Below are 26,583 nucleotides of genomic sequence, written 5' to 3'. Positions count from 1 at the left end.
GCTCGGAGGGGGGCTCAGGTCCCTTTTCGCTGCACCGCTGCACGGCCGCCCCGCTGCCCGACGGCTACTTCTTCGGGGGGACGGTCGGGATGCCGAGGAACGGCAGTCGCAGGGCACCGAACGCCCCGGCCGGGACCGCCGGTTCGCGCGGCTCCACCGGACGCAGGCGCCGGTACGCCTCGCCCTGCCGCGGACGCGGGTCCGGCTCGCCCTTGTTGGGCCAGTACGACATCGCGCGCTCGGCCTGCGCCGTGATGGTGAGGGACGGGTTCACCCCCAGGTTCGCGGAGACGGCGGCGCCGTCCACGACCGAGATGCCCGGGTGGCCGTACAGCCGGTGGTACGGGTCGATGACGCCGGTCTCGCGGGAGTCGCCGATCGGGCAGCCGCCGAGGAAGTGGGCGGTGAGCGGAGTGCCCATCAGCTCGCCGACGTTGCTGCCAGGGAAGCCGTTGATCTCGGCGGCCAGCACGGCGGCCGCCTCCGAAGCCGCCCTGATCTGCTTGGGGTTGGGCGCGCCGTGGCCCTGCCGGGCGGTGAGCAGGCCCTTGCCGACGCCGTCCGGTTTCAGGTACGTCGTCAGGGAGTTGTCCAGCGACTGCATGACCAGGCCGATGATGGTCCGCTCCGACCAGCGCCGGTTGGAGAGCGAGCGCAGCACGAGGAGCGGGTGGCGGGCCGCGTTCGCCAGCCAGCCGAGGACCCGGGAGGTGCCCTCCGCGTAGGGCACCTGGAGGATCGACAGGCCGCCCATCGCGTTCGACCCCTTGCCGTACCGGACCGGCTCGATGTGCGTGTTCTCGTCCGGGTGGATGGAGGACGTGATCGCGACGCCCCTGGTGAAGTCTGCCCTCGGGACACCGTGCGCCCTGCGGTAGCGGCGGTCGTCGGTCTGGGCGCCCACCAGGGCCTCGGAGTTGGTGCGGGTGAGGTCGCCCAGCCGGTCCGAGAGGTACGGGAGCCGGCCGCTCGCCTTCATCCGGTGCAGGAGGGTCTGGGTGCCGTACGTGCCGGCGGCGACGACCACCCGGCGCGCCGTGAAGACCCGGCCCTTCGCCTTCCTCCGGTCGTCCGTGGGGAGGGTCGCGACCGCGTAGCCGCCCCGCGAGTCGTCGGTGACGGAGACGACGGTGGTCATCGGGTGGACGACCGCGCCGGCCTGTTCGGCGAGGTGCAGGTAGTTCTCGTTGAGGGTGTTCTTCGCGCCGTGCCGACAGCCGGTCATGCACTCGCCGCACTCGGTGCAGGCGGTGCGGGCGGGACCGGCGCCGCCGAAGTAGGGGTCGGCGACCTGGTCGCCGGGTGCCGCCTCGGCCTCGCCGTCGGCGTCCTTGCCGTCGCCGAAGAAGACGCCGACCGGGGCGAGGTGGAAGGTGTCGCCGACGCCGAGTTTCTCCGCGGCCGCCTTCAGGTGGACGTCGGAGGGGGTCATCGTCGGGTTGAGCCGGACGCCGAGCATGCGCTGGGCCTGGTCGTAGTACGGCGCCAGCTCCTCCTGCCAGTCCGTGATGTCACGCCACTGGGGGTCGTCGAAGAAGGGCTTCGGCGGGACGTACAGGGTGTTGGCGTAGTTGAGGGAGCCGCCGCCGACACCTGCGCCGGCCAGGACCATGACGTTGCCGAGGAGGTGGATGCGCTGGATGCCGTAGCAGCCGAGCCGGGGGGCCCAGAGGTAGTTCCTGATGTCCCAGGAGTTCTTGGGGAGGGTGTCGCGGGTGAAGCGGCGGCCCGCCTCAAGAACGCCGACTCGGTACCCCTTCTCTGTGAGGCGCAGGGCGGTCACGGAGCCGCCAAATCCCGAACCGACGACTATGACGTCGTAGTCGTAGGCATCCTGGGGCACGATTTCTCCTCTTCGAGCGTACGTGCGGGTAGTACGTGGTTGCTCGCGCAGTTCCTCCCCCAGCCTTCGGCCGGGGGTACCCCCAGCGCCCCTTCGGGGCGCGTCTCAGCGCAGCCTCAGTGCCTTCATCACCTTCAGACTCGTGCTCATGAACTGGGCGTACTTCTCGTCGTCCATCCCCAGCGAGGGCGCCATCGGGAGCAGGCGCTGCTGGGCGACCGTCTGCGCCTCCGTGTACTTGAGGATGCCCTCCGAGCCGTGGCGGCGGCCCAGGCCCGAGTCCTTCATGCCGCCCATCGGGGACTGGACGCTGCCGTACGCGGGGGCGTAGCCCTCGTTGACGTTCACCGTGCCGGTGCGCAGGCGGGCGGCGACGGCGCGGCCGCGGCTGCCGTTCTTCGTCCAGACGGAGGAGTTGAGGCCGTACGGCGTGCCGTTGGCGTGCTCGATCGCCTCGTCGTCCGTCCTGAAGCGGTAGATCGAGACGACCGGGCCGAAGGTCTCCTCCGTGCAGACGGCCATCGCGTCCTCGACGCCGTCGAGGATGGTGGGCTCGTAGAAGTAGGGGCCGATGTCGGGGCGGGCGGTGCCGCCGGCCACGACGGTCGCGCCCTTCTCGACGGCCTCCGCCACGTGCCGGGTGACCGTCTCCAGCTGCCGTTCGCCGACCAGGGAGCCCATGTCGGCGCCGTAGGCGAGGGAGCGGCCGAGACGCATGGCCCTGGTGCGGGCGGCGAAGCGCTCGACGAACGCGTCGGCGATCGACTCGTGGACGTACAGCCGCTCGATGGAGATGCAGAGCTGGCCGGCCGAGGAGAAGCAGGCCCGGACCGCGCCGGCGGCCGCCTTCTCGATGTCGGCGTCGTCCAGGACCAGCATCGCGTTCTTGCCGCCGAGTTCGAGGGAGACGCCGACCAGGCGGGCGGCGGCACCCTGGGCGATCTCGCGGCCGGTGCGGGTGGAGCCGGTGAAGGAGACGTAGTCGGCGTGCCGGACGACCTCGGGTCCGACGACCGGGCCCTCGCCGAGCACGACCTGGAAGACGTCCGCGGGCAGGCCGGCCTCGATGAGCAGGTCACGCGCCCACAGGGCGGTCAGGCAGGTCTCGGTGTCCGGCTTCATGACGACCGCGTTGCCCGCGACGAAGGCGGGGAGGGCGTCGCCCACGGAGAGTTCGAGGGGGTAGTTCCAGGGGGCGATCTGGCCGACGACACCGCGCGGGTGGCGCAGTTCGGTGACCTTGGTGAGGGTCGGCATGGCGCCCGCGTGCCGCTTGGGCCGGAGGTAGGAGGGGGCCTTGCGGCCGTAGTGGCGGGCGGCGACGGCGACGGCCTGCACCTCCTCGTGGGCGTGCAGCCGGGCCTTGCCGGTCTCCAGCTGGATGAGGTCGAGGACCTCGGCCTGCCGCTGGAGGACCAGGTCGTGGAAGCGGAGCAGGACGGCGGCGCGCTGCCGTACCGGCACCTTCGCCCACACGGCCTGGGCGGCGCGGGCCGCTTCATAGGCCTTCGCCACGTCCTCGGGGGTGGACTCGGGCAGGTCGGCCAGCTTCTCGCCGGTGAACGGCGTGTGGTTGGCCGTGCGTCCGGAGCCGACGACGCCCTTGGTGAGCTGGGCGACCAACTCGGGCGTGACCACGTCGGCGGCCGTTCTGGCCCCTGCGGGGGCGGGGGCGAGGGGGTTCGTGCCGGTGGGGGCCGGTGCGTGCGCCGGGGCCTGCGAGTCCGTCATGTGCCGCAGGGTATGCGGCGACGGGGGCCTTTGGGTACCCGTGGGTAACCCGGTTTCCCGGCGACCGCCCACACTGCCAGCGATCACTGGCAGCGAATGCGCCGATCAGGAGGTGGGACGGGGACGATCAGCGCGCTCCGGTTTTTTGGCGAGGAGCAGGCCGAGGGCGGCGAGGGGGGTGAGGCGGCGGGGTTCCGCGGCCTCGGGGTCCGGCGCGGCCTCCGCACGCGCCGGGGCGGGATCCGGGGCCGGTGCGGGCGCCGCCGGGGGCTCGGTGACCCACTGCGGGAGGTCCGCTCCGGCGGCCCGGGCCAGCACCTCGGCGGCGTCCGCGGCCGCCGGGCGGGCCTCGGGGTCAGGTGCGAGGAGTCGGTCGAGCAGCGCCCCGAGGGCGCCGTCCGCGCCGACCGCGCCGCCCACGGCGGCACGGAGCAACGCGCCCAGGGACCACAGGTCGGAGGCCGGTCCGGCGGCCCCGCGCTCCTCGCCGTACTCCGGGGCGACGAAGCCGCCGAGTCCCTGCCCCGACCCGGTGCCGAAGTCGGTGACGACGACGCGCTCGCCGTCCGCCGTGAGGAGCACGTTGGACGGCTTGAGGTCCCGGTGCACGATCCCGACGCAGTGGGCGGCGTGCAGCGCGCCGAGCACGGCGAGCCCGACGCGGGCGGCCTCGGCGGCCGGCAGCGGCCCGTCGGCGGCCAGAACCTGGTCGAGGGACCGCCCTGCCACCCACTCCATGACGGTCCAGGGAACTTCGCCGTCGAGGAGTACGTCGTGAATGGCGACGACGGCCGGATGGTCGACGCGGGCGGCGGCGCGGGCCTCGTGCAGCAGGCGGTGGGCGGCGCGCTGCCGTTCCTCGTCGTCCACGCCGCCGGGCAGCCGCGGCTCCTTGACGGCGACGTCCCGCCCGTCCTGCTCGTCACGGGCGCGCCACACGGTGCCGGCCGGCCCGGAGCCGATGGGCCCGGCGAGCCGGTAACGCCCCCCGATCAGACGTCCCTCGACCGGCTGTTCGCCGTCTTCGCTCATGTCACATGAGTACCGTGCGCACCATGCCCTTGTCGAAGCGGCACGGTCAGCGGGCCGTGGGCCGGCGCGGGCGCGGCCACCACCGCAGGACGCGCCCCGACCCGTGCCGCGACCGGCCGGTAAAGTCCCGTGAATGCCGAGAGTCAAGGTCAGCGTCATCGTTCCCACCTACAACACCGGGAAGTACGTCGACGAGTGCGCGCCGTCGCTGCTGGGGCAGAGCCTGCCCGCCGACGAGTACGAGGTCATCTACGTCGACGACGGCTCGACCGACGACACACCGGCCCGGCTGGAGCGGATCGCCGGCGAGCATCCCAACGTCCAGGTGCACACCCGGCCCAACTCCGGCTGGCCCGGCGCCCCCCGCAACCTCGGGATGCGGCACGCCAAGGGCGAGTACATCCAGTTCGTCGACCACGACGACACGCTCGGACCCGAGGCCCTGGAGCGGCTGTACGAGCACGCGAAACGCAACGACGCCGACGTCGTGCTCGGCAAGATGTCCAGCACCATGGTCCGGCCCCGCCGCCTGTTCCGGCACACGATCGACGCCTGCACCATCGAGAACGACGAGCTCATGCAGAGCATGTCGCCGCACAAGATGTTCCGGCGGGCCTTCGTCGAGGAGCACGGCCTGCGCTTCCCCGAAGGGCCCTGGATCCTGGAGGACCTGCTCTTCGTCAGCGCCGCCTACCTCAAGGCCGAGCGGATCTCCGTGCTCGCCGACTACCCCTGCTACTACTGGATGAAGCGGGACGACGGCGGCAACAACACCCAGCACCGTTTCAACCCGCGGCACGGCTTCTGGGCCAACGCCCGCACCATCGTCCGCCAGATCAAGGACGGCACCCCGCCCTCCGACGACCTCGACGCCCTCCAGAACCGTCTCCTGCACCGCCTGTACCACGTCGAGGTCCTCTCCCGTACCCGCGAACCGGAGATCCTCCGCGAGGACCCCGCCGAGCAGCGCCCGCGTTTCGAGGCGGCCCGCGAGCTGGCGGTGACGGAGTTCCCGGCGGCCGTCCGCGAGGGGCTGCCCGCGGTCTCCCGGCTCCGCGCCGACCTCCTCGAACGCGGCGACTTCGACGGCGCCGTCGCCCTCGCCGAGCGCGTGCGCCAGGTCACGGCGCGTTGCGAGGTCGGGGCGCCGGCCTGGGAGGACGGCCGTCTCGTCGCCGACGTCACCCTCGGCCTCGTGCGCGGCGACGGCGAGCCCCTCGTCCTCGTCGAACGGGACGGGAAGCGGTGGCTCGACCCGGAGCTGCTGGCCGGGGTGCCGGGGACCGAGGACGGCTGGGAGGTCCGCGATCCCTTCCGGCTGGCCTACGCGGAACTGGTGGTCAAGGACCGGGACCGGGAGGACTGGTGGTACCCCGAGGGCGAGCTGGAGGTGGGGCTCCTGCCGCTCGGCGACGGGCGCGGTCAGCTCGTCGCGGCCGGGCGGCTGCGCCTCGATCCCGAACGGCTCGCCGGTGGGCGGCCGTTGGAGCGCGGGGTGCACGACGTGTGGGTGTACGCGCAGCTGCTGGGCATCGACCGGATGGTCCGGGTGACGGGCGGCGGCACGCCGGGGACCCCGGCCGCCGGTGCGGCGGTGACCGGCGGACGGCTGGCGCTGCCGTACTGGACGGGCAGCGGCCAGCTGGCCCTGGACATCGACCAGCGGCAGCGGAAGGTGGGGGCGGACACGGCTCAGGCGGCGGCCGCGAACCCGGCGCGCGGGGAGGGGGCCTCGCTCGCGCTGCCCTACGTCGCGGCGGCCACCGGCACCCCGGCCCGGGTCAAGGTCGGCGTGGGCACGGTGACGGTGCAGGCCGAGCTGGTCCCCGAGGCGGGCACGGCCCGGCTGCGGCTGCCGGCGCGCCTGCAACTGCCCACCGGCCGGCATCCGGTCACGTTCCCGAAGGCGTCGGCGCCGATCGCGTACGCGGTGGTCAGGGGCGGTGCGGTGCGGCGCCTGGAGGGTCCGGCGTACCGGCCCCGCCCGACGCGCCGCCTCATGGACGCGGCGGCGGACGGGCTGCGGCGCGTGCGGCGCACGCCCTGAGCGGCCCGGTCCCCTGTTCCGGCCCCCGCGCTCACCCCGCCGCGAACGTGTCCACCGCGACGTCGAAGTACTCCCGCGCCTCCCGCACCTTGCCGACCGGCGCCGACACCCACACGTCGTACAGCCGTCCGTTCTCCTCCCAGCAGAGGTCGTAGGTGTGCCGGGGGCCCTCGGTGGCGCTGAAGCCCTTCCAGGTGAACTCCCAGAAGGCGGCCGGGTTTCCGGAGTGGGTGGTGTCGGTGACCCGGCCGTCGTGGTAGCCGGGGTTGGTGCTCGGCCCCTCGGCCGCCGCCCGCCGCATCACCGTCCCCGGCCCGCCGGCCACCGTTTCGGACACCTTGATGCCGAGCCGGAAGGTCTGCCCCGGCGACAGGTAGAAGACGCGCTCGCCCTGCGTCTCGCGGGTGAAGCCCGCCGGCACGGCCAGCGAGAAGCCGGCCGGGTCCTGCGCGAAGCGGTAACCGGAGGGCGCGGTGCGGTTGCCGGAGGCCGAGGGGATGGGGGAAGCGGCCGACGAGGTGGGGGCGGCGGTCGACGGGTGGGAGGCGGAGACGGCCGTCGTCGCGCCGGGTCCCGGCGTACCGCCGTCCTCGCCGCCGTGGAACAGCAGCGTCGCCGCCGACACGCCCGCCCCGGCCATCGCGGCGACCAGTAACGCGGCCACCAGCAGCCCGCGCGTGGCGGAGGACTGCGGCGCGGCGCCCGGCACCGGCGGCCGCGGCACGTCCCGCTGGGTCGGCGTGTACGACGCCGCGCCGGCGCTCCCCGTCGCGGCCGGCGCCGCCACGGCTCCCGTGTCCAGGTACTCGCGCAGCATCCGCTCGGCCTCCGCCGCGCCCAGCCGCCGCTCGGGATCCCGCTCCAGCAGCCCTCGTACGACCGGCAGCAGCGGCTCCGCCTGGGCCGGTGGCCGGATCTCGTCGGAGACCACGGCGTGCAGGATCCCGCCGAGCGAGTCGCGCCGGAACGGCGACTCGCCGCTGAGCGCCGCGCACAGCAGCGCCCCCAGCGACCACAGGTCGGACGCCGGGCCGGAGCGGGAGCCGGACATCCGCTCCGGCGCGGTGTACTCGGGCGAGCCGACGAAGGAACCGGTCTCGGTGAGCGTGGTGGCGCCCGACACCTGGGCGATGCCGAAGTCGGTGAGCACGACCCGCCCGGTGCCGGTCTCGACGAGCACGTTCGCGGGTTTGATGTCCCGGTGCAGCACTCCGGCCTCGTGCGCCGTGCGCAGCGCGCCGAGCAGGGCGACGCCGATCCGCGCGGCCTCGGCGACGTCCACCGGGCCGCCCCGGGAGATCCGGTCGGCGAGCGAACCGCCGTCGATCAACTCCATGACGATGTAGGGCCGTCCGCCGTCCTCCACCACGTCGTGGACGACGATGATGTGCGGGTGGTGCAGCTGGGCGACCGCCTGCGCCTCACGCAGGGTGCGGTCGCGGCGCAGCCGGGCCTCGTCGTCGGAGAGGGTGTCGTCGACGGTGAGCTCCTTGACGGCGACCTCCCGCCCCAGGAGCTGGTCGGTGGCCCGCCACACGACGCCCATGCCCCCGCGCCCGAGCCGCGCTCCCAGGCGATACCGCCCCGCGACCAGCCGTACGGCGTCGTCCCCCGGATTCACCATGAGGCCCATGATGCCGCACCGGACGCCCGGCTTCCGGACCGCGACCGGCCAAGACGCACGGCCGGGACGCACGGCCCGTACGCCCGGGCGGGGCGCACGGCCCGGACGCCCGGGCGGGGCGCACGGCCCGGACGCCCGGGCGGGGCGCACGGCCCGGACGCCCGGGCGGGGCGCACGGCCCGGACGCCCGGCGGCGGCTCAGCCCGACGTCCCCGGATCCCAGGTCTGCAGCACCCACTTGAACTGCTTGCTCGCCGTCGCCCAGTCCTTCGCCGGCGACGACATGTAGATCGCGTACTCGACGCCGTCCCGCGAGTAGTACGTCTCCTCGATCGCGCGACGCGGACCTGGCACGTAGGGCGGGTCCTTCTTCAGCGCGGTCCAGGTGTACTCCCACACCGCCCCGGGCCGGTCCCGGTACAGGTTCTTCTCCATGGTCACGCGGCGGTAGTCGACCAGCTTGTGCAGCTGCTGCTCCAGGTCCTCCTGGTGGGCGAGCGCGTCGGAGAAGTCGGGTGAGCCGTCGACGGCGATGCGCACGAAGTGCTTGCCGTCGTCGGGCGTGTAGTCGATCTGCTTGAGGTCGCCGTCGATGCCGTAGACGCTCCGCTTCCAGCCCTTGGGCAGGGAGAGGCTGAAGCCGAGCGGGTCGTGCTTGGTCACCCAGTCGGTGGGAACCGCGCCGTCCGGAGCCGAGGTGGCACTCGGCGAGGACGCACCGGACGTGGCCGGCGCGACGTTGCCGGAGGCGTGCTGCCGCTGTCCGGAGTCCCACTTCTGCAACGCCACGGCCGCGCCGCCGCCGATCAGCGCGGCCAGGGCCACGACGAGCGCGAGGGTGCGCAGCCGACGCCGCCGGGGCTGCGCGGCGGCCGGCACGGGTGCCCCGCCGACGGCCGTCGGCCCGTTCATGGAACTGCCGCCGACGGGCGGCCGGACCTCGTAGGAACCGCCGTAATGACCGCCGCCGTACGAATCCCCGAGGGAACCGCCGTGCGCGCCGCCGGACGCTCCGCGGTGGGAGCCACTGCCGTACCCGGTCTCCCGGGGACTTCCCTGGGCCGTCTCCCACGCGCTGTCGTACGGCGACGCCCCGGACTTCCCCGGGTCCGGCCGGGTACCGGCGCTGAGCTGCGACCGCGTCGGCACGTAGGCCTGGGCCGCGCTGGGCCGCCGGCCCTCCGCCGCCTCGGCGAGCATCTGCTCGGCCTGTTCGGGGGTCGGTCGCTGGGCCGGTTCCTTGCGCAGCAGCGCGGTGATGACCGGCTCCAGCGGACCCGCCGCCCGCGGCTCGGCGGCCTCGTCCTCGACGACCGCCTGCATGGTGGTCAGCGGCGAGGTACGGCGGAACGGCGAGCGGCCCTCGACCGCCGTGTACAGCGTCGCGCCCAGCGCCCACAGGTCGGAGGACGGCCCGGGGTCGTGCCCGCGCACCCGCTCCGGCGCGAGGTAGTCGACGGAGCCGACGACCTCCCCGGTCCGGGTGATGGTCGTGTCGCCCTCGATCTGCGCGATGCCGAAGTCGGTGAGGAGGACCCGGCCGTCCCGGCCGAGCAGCACGTTGCCCGGCTTGACGTCCCGGTGCAGTACCCCGGCGCTGTGCGCGGCGCGCAGGGCGCGCAGCACCCACAGCCCGATCCGGGCGGCCTCCCGCGGCTCGATGCGCCCCTGCTCCTTGACCGCGTCGGCCAGCGAGTGGCCCTCGACCAACTCCATGACGATCCACGGCCGGCCGTCGTGTTCGAGTACGTCGTGGACGGTGACGACGGCGGAGTGGTTGATGCGCGCCGCGGCGCGCGCCTCCGCCCGGGTACGGGCCAGCAGGACGGCCTGGTCGGCCTCGGAGACGTAGAGCGCAGCCGTCAACTCCTTGATGGCGACCGCCCGGTGCAGCACTTCGTCATGGGCGCGCCACACCCGGCCCATGCCGCCGCTGCCGATGGTGTCGGCGAGCCGGTAGCGGCCCGCTATGAGCAGGCCCTGCATCTGATTCACGTTGCCCCGCAATGCTCTTGTCAGGGCCAGACTAAGGACCGGCCTGCGGTCATGGAACCAGCGGGGTCCCACGGAGACAGCACTGTGACGGTTTTCGCCTTCCTTACGGGATGTGAACGAAATCCCCTCACCATGGCGGGAACCGATCGGCCCGGGACGGCGTTTACACGGCTCAGCCCGTGTACCTGTACGTCGACGAGGCCTGCTCGTACAGCTTGGTGACCTCGTCCCGGTCGGACTCCGGGCCGCGCACCTGCACGATGTGGTAGCGCCCGTCGATCAGGAAGACCATGTTGCGTACGAACAGGTCGCCCTGCCGGCTGTCCGTCCAGGTGAACTGGCCCTCGGCGGACACCTGCTGACCGACCGTGATGGTGCGCAGACCGCCGGCCGTGGCCCAGCTGGAGTCCCGGTACGGCTGCAGCTCCGGCTCCTTGTCCCGCTGGTACGCCATCGGGTCGCTGCCGTAGGTCGCCGCGCTGTCCCGGCCCGCCACCACGATCAGCTCGAACCTGCCCTGTGAGTAGATCACCTGGCCGGCGCTGTTCTTCGGGGTGCGGGTCCAGCCCTTGGCGACGGCGATCCGGAAGCCGTTCGGGTCGTTGCGCAGGGTGAAGCCGTCGCCCACGGAAGCGCCGTCCGTCGAGCCGGCGGTGGTCTGGGTCTGCGTGGACGGAGTCGCCGTCGGGCTGGGGGTGGGGGTCGCGCTGGAGCCGGGCGCGGTGCTGACCGTCCCCGCCGATCCCGTCCGGTCGCCGCCGTTGTCGTCCGTGGCGCCCTTCTTCGGCAGGAACAGCATGGCGTACGCGACCGCCGCGGCCAGCAGGAGCAGGACGAGCAACAGCAGCGTACGGCCCAGTCGCCGCGGGGACCTGGCCTCCTCCCGGGCCCGCTTGTGCCGGCCGTGGGTCGCCGGGAGCCCGGCCCTGCGCCTGCGCACCAGCTCGCCGCGGCGCCGGACGATCGGCAGCCGCCGGGGGTCGGGCGGGGCGGCGACGACATGCGTACCGGCGTCCGGCTCGGGCGCGGAGCGCACCAGCGAGCGCAGCCAGCCGCGCAGCTCCTCGAAGTCCGGCCGCTCGGTGGGGTCCTGACGCAGCAGCGACTCCACGACCGGCCTGAGCGAACCGCACTCCTCCGCGAAGGCGGGCGGCTCCGAGCACACCAGCTGCACCAGTTCGGCGGTCGACTCCTCCGGGTACGGTGCGTGTCCCTGCACCGCCCGGAACAGCAGCGCGCCCAGCGCCCACAGGTCGGTGGCCGGTCCGATGGGCGCCGCCAGCTGCCAGTTCTCGTGCACGGGAACGGCCTGCTCCGGCGCCCAGCGCTCGGTCACCGGCCCCACCACGGTCATCCGCACCTGCCGGGCCCGCTCGGCGGCCAGCGCGGTCGCGGGACCCCGCCGGCCCGGCACGGCGGCACCGGCCTCGTCCCAGCGGGGGGCGGAACCGGCCCCCTGCGCGGGTACGACGGCGGGCGGGCCGCCCTGAGCGCCGGGCAGTTCGGTTCCGGGCCCGTCGGCGCCGGGAGCGGCGGGCGGTAGCGCGGACCGTTCCCGCCCGGGGGCCACCGGAGCCGCTCCGGGTTGCGGGCGCGGTGCGGCGCCGTGCCAGGGCGCGGGCGCGCCGCGCACCCCGTACGGATCGGCGATCTGGCCACGCGGCACCCCACCGGCGGCCCGCTGCTCGGCACCGGTCCCGGGCACCTGCGCCCGCCCGTTGCCGTACGGCGACGGCGCCACACCACCGGCCTGCCCCGGCAGATACGGCGAACCGCCCTCGGCATCGCCCTGCTCCGGCCCGTACGGCGCCCGGCTCCCACCCTCGGCCACCCCGGCGCCGTACCCCGGCTGCGCCGCCCCGTCGGCCTGCCCGGGGCCGTACGGCGACGGGGACACGCCATCGGCGCGCCCCTGCCCGTACGGCGGTTGCGACGCGCCGTCGGCCTGCCCGGGGCCGTGCCCCGGCTGCGCCGCCCCGTTGGCGTGTCCCTGGCCGTACGGCGGAGGTGTCGCGCCGCCGGACTGTCCCGGGATGTGGGGCGCGGGGGGCCGGGTGTCGCCCTCGGAGGGTGGCCGGGCGCCGGGCAGGGCGGCCCGGCCGCCCTGCTGGGCCTCCTGGACCCGGGCGGCGGCCCTGGCCCCCGCCTGGTACGCGGCGATCGCCCCGGCCCGGGCGGCCCGGATGTCCGCGCCGGTCTCCAAGGCACGCCGCTCCACCGCGCCCGTACCGGTGCCGCCCGAACCCTCGTCCGGTCCGGCCCCCGGCAACCCGCCGGCCGCCCGCGCCTGTATCGCGGCGCGCCGCGCGGCTTCGGGATCCGTCTGCGACGCGCCGGGCGCCGTCCGCGCGCCGCCCGTACCACCGAACGCACCACCACTGCTTCCCGTGCCTCCGACGGCAACGGCTCCCGAACCGCCGGAACCGCCCGAACCGGGCAGAACGGGCGGCACGACGGACAGGGGCGAGCCGCCGAGCGTGCCGGCCGCGCCGGAACCTTCCACCTGCCCGAGACCCCGCGGCCCCGCGGCCCCCTCGCCGCCCTCCTCCTCGGGCAGCGGCACCGGGTCGTACCCGCTCAGCGCCTCCTCCGCGGCCCCGACCGCGAGGCCGGTCAGCAGCACGCGGCCGTCGTCGCAGACGAGGACCGTGCGGGCGGTGATGTTGCGGTGCACCCAGCCGTGCGCGTGCAGGACCCGCAGCGCCATCAGCAGGTCGGAGGCGACCTCGGCCGCCCGGTACGGCGTCAGCGGTTGTTCGGCCAGCAGCGCCGCCAGCGGCCGTGCGGCGACGAACTCGCTGACGATCCAGAGCGAACCGCCCTCGGCGAACACGTCGAAGACCTGGTCGAGGCGGGGGTGGTCGGGGATACGGGCGGCGGCCTGCGCGGCCTCCACGGCGCGCCGCACCGCAGGATCGCTGGGCCGGCGTGTCGCGGTCCTGGCGGACGGCGGCCGGCGGCCGCCACGGTCACGGGCTGTGAACCCGTCGGGCAGCCCCTCCGCGTCGAGCACCTCGGCCTCGACCACCTCCGGCAACGGCACCTGGCGGACGAGCACTTCCTGCCCGCTGTAGGTGTCGAAGGCCCGGCTCTCGGTGAGTTCGTACTCGTCGGAGGGGGGCAGGGGCAGGCGGTAGCGGTCGGCGAGCACCCGACCCGCATAGTCGTCCACGTTGCCTCCCCCGGCCGCCCGGTCGGTCAAATCCGTTCGTTGGGCGGCCCGTTCCGCATGCATACCTGCATGCGTACGGTCCGCAACCACTCACGATACGTGCCGGAGGCAATTCGCATTGTGGGGATGCGAATTTGTCACTTCGGCTCGAAGGACGCGGCGAGCGTCTTCCAGGTGTCCTCGCGCAGCTCGCTGCTCCAGGCGTCGTCCTTCGCGGTGTACATCAGCGCGTACCCCTGCTGGGAGCTGACGACGAACCCCCGGTCGATCGTGTGGTACTTGGTCCCGCCCTCGGCGTAGGTGAACTCCCAGTCGGCGGCGTTCCAGCCCCGGTAGCTCACCGCCGCTATGCGGATCTTCTGGTATTCGGAGCGCACCATGTACCGCTCCTGGTTCCGCCAGTCCGCCACCGGGTCGTCCTTGGGGCTGCTCGTCCAGGCGATCAGCAGCTTCTGCCCGTCGGGCCCGGTGAACCGGTCCCCGGCGGAGCTGCTGGTCTGGAACCTCCAGCCCTTGGGCAAGCCGATCGAGTACCCCTGGCCGCCGGTGTACTTCTTCACCACGGGCGCGCCGTCGTCGCCGCTGCCACTGGAGTTCGACGTGGAGGAACTGTCGTCGCCCGCCCCGTCCGCGCCCGGGGTGCTCCCGGTGGTCGCGGACGCCGACGTGCCATCCGTCCGGGTGCCGCCGCTGGTGTCCTCCTTGGTGGCGGGCCCGCTGCCGGACTTCGCACCTGAGCCGGTGCGCGCACTCGCCCCCGAGCTCGCCACCGCCTTGGCTCCGCCGCTCCTGCCGCTCCCCTTGGCGTCCCCGTCGTCGCCGCCCAGCGTGAGGGCGAGCACGGTACCGAGCACCGCGAGCACCACCACCAGGGCGATGATCACCAGGGTGCGCTTGGGCACCACGTCGGTGAGCGGCGCCCGGGGCACCGGCCGCGGCGGCAGGTCCAGGTCCGGCGGTGGCACCACGGGCCACCCCGAACTCACCTTGCCGGTACCCGGCTTGGTCCGCGCCGCACCGCCAGTGGAACCGGGCCCGCCACCGATGCCCACGGAGGCCGAGCCCACCGAGGCCGAGCCGACGGAGTCCGAACGCTTGCTCCCGCCCGGTCCCGGAACGGCCCCCGCACCGGACCGGGTGCCGGCTCCCGCACCGGAACCGGAGCCTGAACCGGAGCCGGCGGCGATCCCGCTGTCCGCGCCACCCGAGGCCGCCGCGCCGCCCGAGCTGCCACCCGCCCCGCCCGTGCCGCCGCTCTTCACCCTGGTCGCGGCCGAGGCGCTCGCCGCCCCCGCGACCTTGCGCACGGAACGCAGCGCGCCGCGCAGCTTCTCCCCCGCCTCCTCACCGCGCTTGGCCCCGCCGCTCTTCTCCACCTCCGGCGCGTCGGGCTGCGGCGGCAACGGCACCACCCGAGTGGCGTCCGCCGGTGCCTCCGCGGGCATGTTGACGACCGCGTTGAGCATCGCCCGCGCACCCGCGTCGTCCAGCCGCTGGGCCGGATCCTTGGTGAGCAGCCCGTAGATGACGTCCTTGAGCGGCCCCGCGTTCTTGGGCTCCTCCAGCGGCTCGGTCATCACCGCGGTCAGCGTGGCGATCGCCGACCCCTTGTCATAGGGCGGCGTGCCCTCGACCGCCGCGTACAGCAGACCGCCGAGCGACCACAGGTCGGCCGCCGGGCCGGGCTTGTGACCTCGGGCCCGCTCCGGGGAGATGTAGGAGGGGGCGCCGACGAGCATGCCGGTGGAGGTGATGGACGGGTCGCCCTCGACCTGGGCGATACCGAAGTCGGTGAGCACCACCCGGCCGTCGTGTTCGGAGATCAGCACGTTGGACGGCTTCACGTCCCGGTGCAGGATGCCCTCGCGGTGCGCGGACCGCAGCACGTCGAGGATCGCGAGACCGACCTCGGCCGCGCGCTTCGGGTCCAGCAGGCCGTCCTCCCGGATGACCTCGGCCAGCGACTTGCCCTCGACCAGCTCCATCACGATCCAGGGCCGGTCGTCCTCCTCGACCACGTCGAAGACCGTCACCGCGCTGTTGTTGCGGATCCGGGCGATCGCCTTGGCCTCACGCAGGGTGCGTGTGATCAGGCGTCGTTTCTCGTCCTCGTCGATGTTCGACGGGAACCGCAGTTCCTTGACGGCCACCGTCCGGCCGAGGGTCTCGTCCTCGGCGCGCCACACCGTGCCCATGCCGCCGCGGCCGAGCACTCCCCCCAACCGGTACCGCCCGGCGAGAAGACGCTCGCTGTTGTCCTGACGAGTCCCCTGACGAGAAGTACCCGCCCGCTCCGCCTCCGACATGCGTCCCCTCATGCAACCCGCCCTGACAGAGCCTCCATTGTCCCTCACCCGACAAGTGCCCAACGCCCAGGGGCCCCCTGACCGTGCATCGGGCGGGACCGGGGGCCGCCGCTGGGGACACCGCCGCCCAAACCGCCCCTGCCCTACAACGGCACGATGTCCGGCGCTCCCAGCCGCGCCGCGTCCGCCGTCTGGTCGTCGGGCTGGAGCTGGGACTCGCGTTCCGCCTCCACCCGCTTCTCGTAGTGCTCGACCTCCCGCTCTATCTGGCCCCTGTCCCAGCCGAGGACCGGTGCCATCAGCTCGGCCGCCTCGCGGGCGCTGCGGGTGCCGCGGTCGAAGGTCTCGATGGAGATGCGGGTGCGGCGGGTCAGTACGTCGTCGAGGTGGCGGGCGCCCTCGTGGGAGGCCGCGTAGACGATCTCGGCGCGCAGGTAGTCGTCGGCGGCCGGCATCGGCTCACCGAGGCGCGGGTCCGCGGCGACGAGGTCGAGGATCTCCTCCGCGAACGAGCCGTACCGGTTGAGCAGGTGCTCGACGCGCACCACGTGCAGGCCGGTGCGGGCGGCCGTCCGGGCCCGCGCGTTCCACATCGCCCGGTACCCCTCGGCGCCGATCAGCGGGACGTCCTCGGTGACGCACGGGGCGACCCGCATGTCGAGCCCGTGCACGGCCTCGTCGACGGCGTCCTTGGCCATCACTCGGTACGTCGTGTACTTGCCGCCGGCCACGACCACGAGGCCCGGCACCGGGTGCGCGACCGTGTGCTCGCGCGACAGCTTGCTGGTGGCGTCGGACTCGCCGGCCAGCAGCGGGCGCAGACCCGCGTAGACACCCTGGACGTCGTCGCGGGTCAGCGGCACCGCCAGGACCGAGTTGACGTGGTCGAGCAGGTAGTCGATGTCGGCGCTGGAGGCGGCCGGGTGGGCCTTGTCGAGGTTCCAGTCGGTGTCGGTGGTGCCGACGATCCAGTGCCGGCCCCAGGGGATGACGAACAGCACCGACTTCTCGGTGCGCAGGATCAGGCCGGTCGTGGAGTGGATGCGGTCGCGCGGGACGACCAGGTGGATGCCCTTGGAGGCGCGGACGTGGAACTGGCCGCGCTCGCCGATCAGCCCCTGCGTGTCGTCGGTCCACACCCCGGTCGCGTTGACGACCTGCTGGGCACGGATCTCGTACTCCCCGCCGCCCTCCACGTCCTGCACGCGCGCCCCGACGACGCGCTCGCCCTCGCGCAGGAACCCGGTCACGCGGGCACGGTTGGCGGCCTTCGCGCCGTAGGACACCGCGGTGCGCACCAGGGCGGCCACGTAGCGGGCGTCGTCCACCTGCGCGTCGTAGTACTGGATCGCGCCGACCAGGGCGTCCTTGCGCAGCGCGGGGGCGACGCGCAGGGCCTGACCGCGGGTCAGGTGACGGTGGGCGGGCAGGCCCCGGCCGTGCCCGCGGGCCATGGACATCGCGTCGTAGAGCGCGACGCCCGAACCCGCGTACAGACGCTCCCAGCCCTGGTGCTGGAGGGGATAGAGGAACGGCACCGGTTTGACCAGGTGCGGGGCGAGGCGCTCCAGCAGCAGGCCGCGCTCCTTGAGGGCCTCGCGGACCAGGGCGAAGTCGAGCATCTCCAGATAGCGCAGGCCGCCGTGGATCAGCTTGCTCGACCTGCTGGAGGTGCCGGAGGCCCAGTCACGGGCCTCGACGATGCCGGTGTTCAGGCCCCGAGTCACCGCGTCCAGCGCGGTGCCCGCGCCGACCACTCCGCCGCCCACCACCAGCACGTCCAGCCCGCGTTCGGCCATGGCCGCCAAGGACTCCGCGCGCTGCTCGGGCCCCAGTGTCGCTGTCCTCACCGCTGCCTCCCGCTCTGCCGCCATCGGTCATCGCTCGTCACCGGTCATCGGTCGCGCGGGCCGCACCCGGCCGGCGAAGCCCATGCCCAGATTCTGACCGGGTTGCCCGACTTCAGCCACCACTCACCCCCAGCCTGTGGACAACCGTCACCGAACCCACGGAAGACACATGAACACAATCCCACATAACGGTCATATTTACTCCTAGTCTGACATTGCGCTCCGCTCATCCTGCCCACAGGGCTTGCGCACCTGTCCCGCTTCGGTTATTGGGAAGGACGGCCCACACGCCATGCCCGCAGACCTCGCCGTCATCGGACTCGGTCCCTACGGCCTGCCCCTCGCCCAGGCCGCCGTGGCCGCCGGCGTCTCCACGATCGGCTACGCCACCGGCCCCGAGGCCGGCTCGCTCAGCCCGGCCGAGCTGCGCCGGATGCTCTCGGGGGGCTTCCGGACAGCCGAGGACCCGGCCGAGCTGGGGCGGGTGCGCACGGCCGTGATCTGCGCGCCGACGCCGCGCGGCGCCGACGGCGGGCTCGACCTGGGCCAGGTGGAGACCGCCGCCCGCACGCTGGCCGCCCGGCTGCGGCCGCACACGACGGTGATCCTGGAGTCGCCGGTCCACCCGGGGACGACGGAGGACTTCCTGCGGCCCCTGCTGGAGAAGGGCTCGGGTCTGCGCGCGGGGCGCGACTTCCATCTCGCCTACTCCCCCAGCCGGGTGGACCCCGGCAACCGCGAGTTCACCCCGGCCAACACCCCGAAGGTCATCGGCGGCCTCACGCCCGCGTGCATGGAGTCGGCGGCCACGTTCTACGGGCGGCTCACCGACAAGGTGGTACGCGCGCGCGGCCCGCGCGAGGCAGAGACCGTGCACCTCCTGGAGACCAACTTCCGGCACGTCAACATCGCCCTCGTCAACGAGATGGCGGTCCTCTGCCACGACCTGGGCGTCGACCTGTGGGACGTCATCCGCTGCGCGGAGACCAAGCCGTTCGGCTTCCAGGCCTTCCGCCCCGGCCCCGGCGTCGGCGGCCACGGCGTCGCGCTGGACATGTCCGGCCTCGCGAGCCGCGGCCTGCGCATGGTGGAGCTGGCCCAGCAGGTCAACAACCGGATGCCCGGTTACGTCGTCCAGCGGGCCGCCGCCCTCCTCAACGAGCACGGCAAGTCGGCCCGCGGCGCGCGCGTGCTGCTGCTCGGCGTCACCTACAAGGCGGACCTCGCCGACCAGCAGGACACCCCCGCCCAGGAGATCGCGATCCGCCTCATGGAACTCGGCGCGTCCGTCAGCTACCACGACCCGCACATCGCGTCCTGGAACGTCCTGAACCGCCCGGTCCCCCGCGCGGACTCCCTCTACGAGGCCGCCGCCGACGCCGACCTGACCATCCTGGTGCAGCAGCACCGCACCTACGACCTCCAGGGCCTGTCCGTGAAGGCCCAGCTGCTCCTGGACACCCGAGGCGCCACCCCGACAGGCGCAGCCCACCGCCTCTGACCGGCGCGCGAGGTGCGAAGGGGGGCGCACGGATGGCTGCGGCCCGGCGACCGCTCACAGGTGCTGGGCCTCTGAACGTCAGATCCGGTACCGTACAAAAGAGGTGGAGCCCACCGCAGCGGGTACTGCGACGGGCTCCTGGAAAGTAAGCGGGTGTCCGCCCCTGGTCCTCTTGGGGGCGGGCCGCTCACTTCCCGAAGCACCACAAGACACACCTCCTCCGGAACGTGACCAGCCGAAGCCGGAGTCGATCCCAGCGGGTGGACTTGCGGTGACGGCCCATGGGCGCGCCCCCTTCCACGATGCCGCCCATAGACCCGGTCGGCGGTCCGCCTGGAACTCGGGCCGGGCCCCGAGGGCCGGGGTCCGGAACCATTTCCTTGGAAGGGGGCGCCCCAGAGAACGGGTCGCCGATCACGGACATAACCGCCCTGCAAAGCCCGTTCAGCGCACATTCGCCCCGAACGCAACCGCACGCCCCTCCCCCGCCGAACGCGCCCCCACCAGCTCGCCCGGGTATGCGAAAGGCCGGCCGCCCGTTTGGGGGGACCGGCCTTTGCTTGTCGGGGGGCTACCGCTTGTGCTGGGAGTCCGCCACCGTCACCTCGACGCGCTGGAACTCCTTCAGCTCGCTGTAGCCGGTGGTGGCCATCGCGCGGCGCAGGGCGCCGAAGAGGTTCATCGAGCCGTCGGGGGTGTGGGACGGGCCGGTGAGGATCTCCTCGAGGGTGCCGACCGTGCCGAGGTCGACCTTCTTGCCGCGCGGCAGCTCCTCGTTCACGGCCTCCATGCCCCAGTGGTGCCCCTTGCCGGGGCCGTCGGTCGCGCGGGCCAGCGGGGAGCCCATCATGACCGAGTCGGCGCCGCAGGCGATCGCCTTGGGGAGGTCGCCGGACCAGCCGACCCCGCCGTCGGCGATGACGTGGACGTAGCGGCCGCCGGACTCGTCCATGTAGTCGCGGCGGGCCGCGGCCACGTCGGCGACCGCGGTGGCCATGGGGACCTGGATGCCGAGCACGTTGCGGGTGGTGTGGGCCGCGCCGCCGCCGAAGCCGACCAGGACACCGGCCGCGCCCGTGCGCATCAGGTGCAGGGCCGCCGTGTACGTGGCGCAGCCGCCGACGATCACCGGGACGTCGAGCTCGTAGATGAACTGCTTCAGGTTCAGCGGCTCGTGCGAGGACGAGACGTGCTCCGCGGAGACCGTCGTACCGCGGATGACGAAGATGTCCACGCCCGCGTCCACGACCGCCTTGGAGAACTGCGCGGTGCGCTGCGGGGAGAGCGCGGCCGCCGTGACCACACCGGAGTCGCGCACCTCCTTGATGCGCGCGCCGATCAGCTCCTCCTTGATGGGGGCGGAGTAGATCTCCTGGAGACGGCGGGTGGCGGTGTCGGCGTCCAGCCCGATGATCTCGTCGAGCAGCGGCTGCGGGTCCTCGTGCCGGGTCCACAGGCCTTCGAGGTTGAGGACGCCCAGTCCGCCGAGCTCACCGATGCGGATCGCGGTGGCCGGGGAGACGACCGAGTCCATGGGGGCGGCCAGGAACGGCAGCTCGAAGCGGTAGGCGTCGATCTGCCAGGCGATCGAGACCTCCTTCGGGTCCCGCGTACGGCGGCTGGGGACGACGGCGATGTCGTCGAAGGCGTACGCCCGGCGGCCGCGCTTGCCGCGCCCGATCTCGATCTCAGTCACGTCTGTGGCCTTTCCCTCTGCGTTTCAGCGTCTTCCAGTATCGCCGACGGGCACGGCGAGGGCGGCCCCGGATGCCTCCGGGACCGCCCCTGGTACGCCTGACGTCTACTTGCTGCTGTAGTTCGGCGCCTCGACCGTCATCTGGATGTCGTGCGGGTGGCTCTCCTTGAGGCCCGCGGAGGTGATGCGGACGAAGCGGCCCTTGGACTCCATCTCGTCGACGGTGGCCGCGCCCACGTAGCCCATGGTCTGGCGCAGACCGCCGACGAGCTGGTGCAGCACGTTGGCCAGCGGGCCGCGGTAGGGCACCTGGCCCTCGACGCCCTCGGGGACGAGCTTGTCGTCGGAGGAGACCTCGGCCTGGAAGTAGCGGTCCTTCGAGTACGACCGGCCCTGGCCGCGCGACTGCATGGCGCCCAGCGAGCCCATGCCGCGGTACGACTTGAACTGCTTGCCGTTGATGAAGAGCAGCTCGCCGGGCGACTCCTCGCAGCCGGCGAGCAGGCTGCCGAGCATCACGGTGTCGGCGCCGGCCGCGAGGGCCTTGCCGATGTCGCCCGAGTACTGCAGGCCGCCGTCACCGATGAGCGGGATGCCGGCCGGGCGGGCGGCGAGCGAGGCCTCGTAGATGGCGGTGACCTGCGGGACGCCGATGCCGGCGACCACGCGGGTGGTGCAGATCGAGCCGGGGCCCACGCCGACCTTGATGCCGTCGACACCGGCGTCGATCAGCGCCTGCGCGCCGTCGCGGGTGGCGACGTTGCCGCCGATCACGTCGACGCCCACGCTCGACTTGATCTTCGCCATCCAGCTGAGGGCGTTGCTGTTGTGGCCGTGCGAGGTGTCGACGACCAGGAAGTCCACGCCGGCCTCGGCGAGCGCCTGGGCCCGCTCCAGGGCCTCGGGGCTGGCGCCGACGGCGGCGCCGACGAGGAGGCGGCCCTCGGCGTCCTTGGCGGCGTTCGGGTACTTCTCGGCCTTGACGAAGTCCTTGACCGTGATCAGGCCCTTGAGGACACCGGAGTCGTCGACCAGCGGCAGCTTCTCGATCTTGTGCTTGCGCAGCAGCTGCATGGCCTCGGTGCCGGAGATGCCGACCTTGCCGGTGACCAGCGGCATGGGGGTCATGACCTCGTGCACCTGACGGCTGCGGTCGGACTCGAAGGCCATGTCGCGGTTGGTGACGATGCCGAGCAGCTTGCCCGCCGGGTCGGTGACCGGCACACCGCTGATGCGGAACTTGGCGCACAGGGCGTCGGCCTCGGCGAGGGTGGCCTCCGGACGCACCGTGATGGGGTCGGTGACCATCCCGGACTCGGACCGCTTGACCAGGTCGACCTGGTTGACCTGGTCCTCGACGGAGAGGTTGCGGTGCAGCACGCCCACGCCGCCGAGCCGGGCCATGGCGATCGCCATGCGGGACTCGGTCACCTTGTCCATGGCCGCCGACAGCAGCGGGATGTTGACCCGGACGTTGCGTGAGATGCGGGACGAGGTGTCGACCGCGTTGGGGAGCACCTCTGATGCGCCCGGCAGCAGCAGCACGTCGTCGTAGGTCAGCCCGAGTGTCGCGAATTTTCCGGGCACTCCGTCGACGTTTGCAGTCATGACACCTTCCCCAAATGGCCTTGAACGGTGCGGATGCCCATGCTAACGGGAAGCGGGGGCCCCAAATTCCACGGTACGACTCAGCCCAGGGCTTCGTATGTTCGTACGGAAACGGGCGTGCGCCTGTTCATCGGGGGTGGCTGAACCCGTTCGGCTACTGCTCCGCCAGTGCCCGCAGCCGGCTGAGCGCGCGGTGCTGGGCGACGCGGACCGCGCCCGGTGACATTCCCAACATCTGACCCGTCTCCTCCGCGGTCAGGCCGACCGCGATGCGCAGCAGCAACAGTTCGCGCTGGTTCTCGGGGAGGTTGGCCAGGAGTTTCTTGGCCCATTCGGCGTCGCTGCTGAGCAGCGCGCGCTCCTCGGGGCCGAGGGAGTCGTCGGGGCGTTCGGGCATCTCGTCGGAGGGGACGGCGGTGGAGCCCGGATGGCGCATAGCGGCCCGCTGCAGGTCGGCGACCTTGTGGGAGGCGATGGCGAAGACGAAGGCCTCGAAGGGGCGGCCGGTGTCGCGGTAGCGGGGCAGGGCCAGGAGGACCGCCACGCACACTTCCTGCGCGAGGTCCTCGACGAAGTGCCGGGCGTCGCCGGGCAGGCGGGACAGGCGGGTGCGGCAGTAGCGCAGCGCGAGTGGGTGGACATGGGCGAGCAGGTCGTGCGTGGCCTGCTCGTCCCCGTCTACGGCGCGGTGGACGAGAGCACCGATCGTCCCCATGGCAGTGACTGCCTCGTCCTCGCGCATCGGACCATGGTGCCCTGCTGCCTCCGGCTGGGTGGCACCGCGTCCGTCGTTGTGCACCGAAGCGTTATGAGCAGGTGCGCCGGAACTCATCTCCTGCGCCCTCCCCTTCCGCTCGAACGACTCGTCCCCGAGAGACTCCACACCTCAAGGATGCGGCATCCGCGCCGAAACGAGCAGCGGCACTGCGCCGATCCGTCTTGCGGACCCCGCCCACCATGCGGTAGGCGGGAGCGTCCGGTCGGTGCGCGGTCCCGCTGCGGCGCAGCTCAGCGCGGTATCAACGGACCAGGCCCCAACGGAAGCCGAGGGCCACCGCGTGGGCACGGTCGGAGGCGCCGAGCTTCTTGAACAGGCGCCGGGCGTGCGTCTTGACCGTGTCCTCGGAGAGGAACAGCTCACGGCCGATCTCGGCGTTGGAGCGGCCGTGGCTCATGCCCTCCAGGACCTGGATCTCCCGTGCGGTGAGGGTGGGCGCGGCGCCCATCTCGGCCGAGCGCAGGCGCCGGGGCGCCAGCCGCCAGGTGGGGTCGGCGAGCGCCTGCGTGACGGTCGCGCGCAGTTCCGCGCGCGAGGCGTCCTTGTGCAGGTAGCCGCGGGCACCGGCGGCGACGGCCAGGGCCACCCCGTCCAGGTCCTCGGCGACCGTGAGCATGATGATGCGGGCGCCGGGGTCGGCGGACAGCAGCCGGCGCACGGTCTCGACGCCGCCCAGTCCGGGCATGCGCACGTCCATCAGGATCAGGTCGGAGCGGTCGGCGCCCCAGCGGCGGAGGACTTCCTCGCCGTTGGCAGCCGTCGTCACGCGCTCGACGCCGGGCACGGTCGCGACCGCGCGGCGCAGCGCCTCTCGGGCAAGCGGGGAGTCGTCGCAGACGAGGACGGATGTCATGACCGCCCTCCGCAGCTGATGCGCGTCACCTTGAGCCTCCAGGCTGGTACGGAATCGTCACCTGTGCGGTCGAACGTCTCGGACGCCTGCCCGAGCACTGGTTGCTTCAACCGCCACCGCCCTCTCAACGACGGTCACTCGAAAGAGTTACGGGGCCGCGTGCTGTCTTCGGCACTCTACGTGAGGGCGCGGACACGGTGGAGACATGGACGTCAGACCCTCAACTTTTCATCACAACTAATGCCCCATTTAGACCTTTTTCTTCCTGTTTCACAGTGTCTGGAGCTAGATTGCCAATGAGTCATATTTTCATCTCTCTAGACCGGAGATGTACGGTCGGTTGGCACCGTATCCGCCCAGAACGGCTACAAGGGGTCACGTAATGGCAGATTTCTCCCGCCTTCCCGGACCGAACGCGGACCTGTGGGACTGGCAGCTCCTGGCCGCCTGCCGCGGGGTCGACAGCTCGCTCTTCTTCCATCCCGAGGGCGAGCGCGGGGCGGCTCGGAGTGCCCGTGAGAACTCGGCCAAGGAGGTCTGCATGAGGTGCCCGGTCCGCGCCGAGTGCGCGGCGCACGCACTGGCGGTCCGCGAACCGTACGGCGTGTGGGGCGGCCTGACCGAGGACGAGCGCGAAGAGCTCATGGGGCGGGCGCGCACCAGGCTGGTGTCGGCCTCGACGACCAGCGGCGACCCCGCCTCGGACCATTGAAAGAACGTTTCTTCAACAGCTTGAGATCCGTTGTACTGACGCAGCTTGACGATCTTCTCCGGACCGGGCACAGACGCGCGCCCGGCGCAGACCCTCACGCCCGCCGGGCCGCCCGGCCCAGTTGCTCCAGCGTCGCCGCCACCGCCGGTACCTGTGCCAGGTCGGGCAGGGTGAGAGCGACGATCTCCCGCCGCACCGCCGGCTCCAGCGCCACCGTGCGCGCTCCCCTCGGCCGTACCGACTCGATCGCCAGCCGGGGCAGCACCGCCACGCCGAGACCCGCGCCCACCAGGCCGACCACGGCCGGGTAGTCGTCGGTGGCGAAATCGATCCGCGGGGTGAAGCCCGCGCTCTCGCACGCCTGGACGAGCTGACCCCGGCAGCGCGGGCAGCCCGCGATCCATGACTCGTCGGCGAGCTCCCCGAGGGCGACGGACTCCGCGCGGGCGAGCCGGTGCCCCTCGGGGACCAGGCCGACGAGACGGTCCACGAGCAGCGGCCGCACCACCAGGTCGGCCCACTCCTCGGCACCCCCCGCGTCCGCCCCGCCCTCGTAGCGGAAGGCCAGCGCGATGTCGCAGTCGCCCTCGCGCAGCAGGTCCACCGACTTCGGGGGCTCGGCCTCCTCCAGCGAGACCCGGGTGCCGGGGTGGGCGGCGCGCAGGGCGGCGAGGGCGGTGGGGACCAGGGTGGAGCTGCCGCTCGGGAAGGAGACCAGCCGCACCCGGCCGGCCCGCAGACCGGCGATCGCGGCGACCTCCTCCTCGGCGGCGGTGAGCCCGGCGAGGATCCCGGAGGCGTGCCTCACCAGGGCCTCGCCGGCCTGGGTGAGGCGCATCTCGCGGCCGTTGCGCACCAGCAGCGGGGTGCCGACAGAGGTCTCCAGGGCCTTCATCTGCTGGCTGACGGCGGGCTGGGTGCAGCCCAGCTCACGGCCGGCCGCCGAGAACGAACCGGTGGTGGCGACGGCGCGCAGGACGCGGAGATGACGTGCTTCGATCACCCTTCGAGCATAAGGCGGTCTTGGGCATCGCCCCCGATAACGCGTCGACACTTTGAGGGGCGTCCCTTAACGTCGGAGCATGCAGCTTCTCTCGGTGAACCTCGGCCGTCCGACGCCGTCTCCGCACACGGACCAGGTGGACGGCGTGACCGGCATCGACAAGCGGCCCGTGGACGGGCCGGTGCGGGTGGCGGCGCCCGGACCGAAGGGCGTCGCGGGCAGCGGCCTGGCCGGGGACGCGGTGTGCGAGCTGCGCCATCACGGCGGTGACGACCAGGCGGTGTACGCGTTCGCACGCGAGGACCTCGACGACTGGGCACGGGAGCTCGGCCGCACCCTGGGCAACGGCTGTTTCGGTGAGAACCTCACGACGGCCGGACTGAACGTGTCCGGCGCGCTGATCGGCGAACGCTGGCGGATCGGCTCCGAGGTCGTCCTGGAGGTCACCTCCGGGCGCGTCCCGTGCCGCACGTTCCAGGGCCACCTGGGCGAACGGGGATGGGTGAAGAGGTTCACGCGGAAGGGTGCGACCGGTGCCTACCTCCGGGTGATCGAACCGGGCGAGATCAGGGCCGGCGACCCGATCGAGATCGTGCATCTGCCGGACCACGGGGTGACGGCGGCGATGGAGTTCCGGGCCACCACCACCGAGCGGGAGCTGCTGCCGCGGCTGCTCGCGGCCGGTGCGGCGCTGCACCCGGAGGCGCTGGCACGGGCCCGGAAGTACGTCGCGGCGCAGGCCGGCTGAGAGGACGTCACGCCCGGCGCGTTCACCGGCGCTTCACCGTTCGGGAGAGCTGGTGCGCACAGCGGACCCCGGCGGTCCGGGTAA

General features: G+C 73.0%; 17 protein-coding genes. 4 read left to right on the top strand and 13 right to left on the bottom strand.

Annotated elements, in window-relative coordinates; genetic code table 11:
• Nucleotides 1-64 precede the first annotated feature (64 nt).
• The 3 genes from ACZ3KP_RS24250 to ACZ3KP_RS24240 all read right to left on the bottom strand — a co-directional run bounded on the left by ACZ3KP_RS24250 (nucleotide 65) and on the right by ACZ3KP_RS24240 (nucleotide 4,606).
• Nucleotides 65-1,843, bottom strand: coding sequence for a GMC family oxidoreductase N-terminal domain-containing protein (locus ACZ3KP_RS24250; RefSeq protein ID WP_467501686.1), 1,779 nt, complete (start codon nucleotides 1,841-1,843; stop codon nucleotides 65-67).
• A gap of 105 nt (nucleotides 1,844-1,948) precedes the next feature.
• Nucleotides 1,949-3,574, bottom strand: a complete 1,626-nt coding sequence (locus ACZ3KP_RS24245) for a succinic semialdehyde dehydrogenase (protein WP_467501685.1) — start codon at nucleotides 3,572-3,574, stop codon at nucleotides 1,949-1,951.
• A gap of 105 nt (nucleotides 3,575-3,679) precedes the next feature.
• A complete protein-coding gene (locus ACZ3KP_RS24240) occupies nucleotides 3,680-4,606 on the bottom strand; it encodes a serine/threonine-protein kinase (RefSeq protein ID WP_467501684.1) in 927 nt (308 codons plus the stop codon).
• A gap of 133 nt (nucleotides 4,607-4,739) precedes the next feature.
• Between ACZ3KP_RS24240 and ACZ3KP_RS24235 the strand changes: the two genes are divergently transcribed.
• A complete protein-coding gene (locus ACZ3KP_RS24235; protein ID WP_467501683.1) occupies nucleotides 4,740-6,653 on the top strand; it encodes a glycosyltransferase family 2 protein in 1,914 nt (637 codons plus the stop codon).
• Nucleotides 6,654-6,684: 31 nt separating this feature from the next.
• Here ACZ3KP_RS24235 and ACZ3KP_RS24230 read toward each other — a convergent pair whose 3' ends face one another.
• From ACZ3KP_RS24230 to ACZ3KP_RS24210, 5 genes are all read right to left on the bottom strand, one after another.
• Complete coding sequence (locus ACZ3KP_RS24230; RefSeq protein ID WP_467501682.1) at nucleotides 6,685-8,277, bottom strand: serine/threonine-protein kinase; 1,593 nt, start codon at nucleotides 8,275-8,277, stop codon at nucleotides 6,685-6,687.
• Between the two features lie 198 nt (nucleotides 8,278-8,475).
• Complete coding sequence (locus tag ACZ3KP_RS24225; protein WP_467501681.1) at nucleotides 8,476-10,263, bottom strand: serine/threonine-protein kinase; 1,788 nt, start codon at nucleotides 10,261-10,263, stop codon at nucleotides 8,476-8,478.
• A gap of 181 nt (nucleotides 10,264-10,444) precedes the next feature.
• On the bottom strand, nucleotides 10,445-13,444 hold the full coding sequence (locus ACZ3KP_RS24220) for a protein kinase (protein WP_467501680.1): 3,000 nt from the start codon (nucleotides 13,442-13,444) through the stop codon (nucleotides 10,445-10,447).
• 137 nt (nucleotides 13,445-13,581) lie between these two features.
• Nucleotides 13,582-15,750: a serine/threonine-protein kinase gene (locus tag ACZ3KP_RS24215; protein WP_467501747.1), complete on the bottom strand. Its 2,169-nt coding sequence runs from the start codon at nucleotides 15,748-15,750 to the stop codon at nucleotides 13,582-13,584.
• A gap of 143 nt (nucleotides 15,751-15,893) precedes the next feature.
• The gene (locus tag ACZ3KP_RS24210; RefSeq protein WP_467501679.1) at nucleotides 15,894-17,600 is read right to left on the bottom strand and encodes a glycerol-3-phosphate dehydrogenase/oxidase; all 1,707 of its coding nucleotides are present in this window, start codon (nucleotides 17,598-17,600) and stop codon (nucleotides 15,894-15,896) included.
• 292 nt (nucleotides 17,601-17,892) lie between these two features.
• On the opposite strand from ACZ3KP_RS24210, the gene ACZ3KP_RS24205 reads away from it, so the two are divergent.
• Entirely contained in the window at nucleotides 17,893-19,101 is a 1,209-nt protein-coding gene (locus ACZ3KP_RS24205; protein WP_132893013.1) for a nucleotide sugar dehydrogenase, read from the top strand.
• Between the two features lie 571 nt (nucleotides 19,102-19,672).
• Here ACZ3KP_RS24205 and ACZ3KP_RS24200 read toward each other — a convergent pair.
• From ACZ3KP_RS24200 to ACZ3KP_RS24185, 4 genes are all read right to left on the bottom strand, one after another.
• Nucleotides 19,673-20,797 carry a GuaB3 family IMP dehydrogenase-related protein gene (locus ACZ3KP_RS24200; protein ID WP_132893015.1) on the bottom strand — a complete coding sequence of 375 codons (1,125 nt, stop codon included), beginning with the start codon at nucleotides 20,795-20,797 and terminating at the stop codon, nucleotides 19,673-19,675.
• 105 nt (nucleotides 20,798-20,902) lie between these two features.
• Nucleotides 20,903-22,405 carry an IMP dehydrogenase gene (gene guaB, locus ACZ3KP_RS24195; RefSeq protein WP_132893017.1) on the bottom strand — a complete coding sequence of 501 codons (1,503 nt, stop codon included), beginning with the start codon at nucleotides 22,403-22,405 and terminating at the stop codon, nucleotides 20,903-20,905.
• A 154-nt stretch (nucleotides 22,406-22,559) separates the two neighbouring features.
• Complete coding sequence (locus ACZ3KP_RS24190; protein WP_046733110.1) at nucleotides 22,560-23,147, bottom strand: sigma-70 family RNA polymerase sigma factor; 588 nt, start codon at nucleotides 23,145-23,147, stop codon at nucleotides 22,560-22,562.
• Between the two features lie 277 nt (nucleotides 23,148-23,424).
• On the bottom strand, nucleotides 23,425-24,036 hold the full coding sequence (locus tag ACZ3KP_RS24185; RefSeq protein ID WP_003948568.1) for a response regulator transcription factor: 612 nt from the start codon (nucleotides 24,034-24,036) through the stop codon (nucleotides 23,425-23,427).
• Nucleotides 24,037-24,418: 382 nt separating this feature from the next.
• On the opposite strand from ACZ3KP_RS24185, the gene ACZ3KP_RS24180 reads away from it, so the two are divergent.
• The gene (locus tag ACZ3KP_RS24180; RefSeq protein WP_467501678.1) at nucleotides 24,419-24,748 is read left to right on the top strand and encodes a WhiB family transcriptional regulator; all 330 of its coding nucleotides are present in this window, start codon (nucleotides 24,419-24,421) and stop codon (nucleotides 24,746-24,748) included.
• Nucleotides 24,749-24,842: 94 nt separating this feature from the next.
• Here the strand turns inward: ACZ3KP_RS24180 and ACZ3KP_RS24175 are convergent, their stop codons facing one another.
• Nucleotides 24,843-25,751, bottom strand: a complete 909-nt coding sequence (locus ACZ3KP_RS24175; RefSeq protein WP_467501677.1) for a LysR family transcriptional regulator — start codon at nucleotides 25,749-25,751, stop codon at nucleotides 24,843-24,845.
• 79 nt (nucleotides 25,752-25,830) lie between these two features.
• Here ACZ3KP_RS24175 and ACZ3KP_RS24170 point away from each other — a divergent pair, with 79 nt between their 5' ends.
• A complete protein-coding gene (locus ACZ3KP_RS24170) occupies nucleotides 25,831-26,499 on the top strand; it encodes an MOSC domain-containing protein (protein ID WP_467501676.1) in 669 nt (222 codons plus the stop codon).
• The last annotated feature ends 84 nt before the right edge of the window (nucleotides 26,500-26,583 follow it).

It is taken from the genome of Streptomyces sp. NPDC020958 (genome assembly GCF_055562175.1).
The sequence above is the reverse complement of the archived record's forward strand: the minus strand, read 5'-3'. Positions and strand labels throughout refer to the sequence as shown.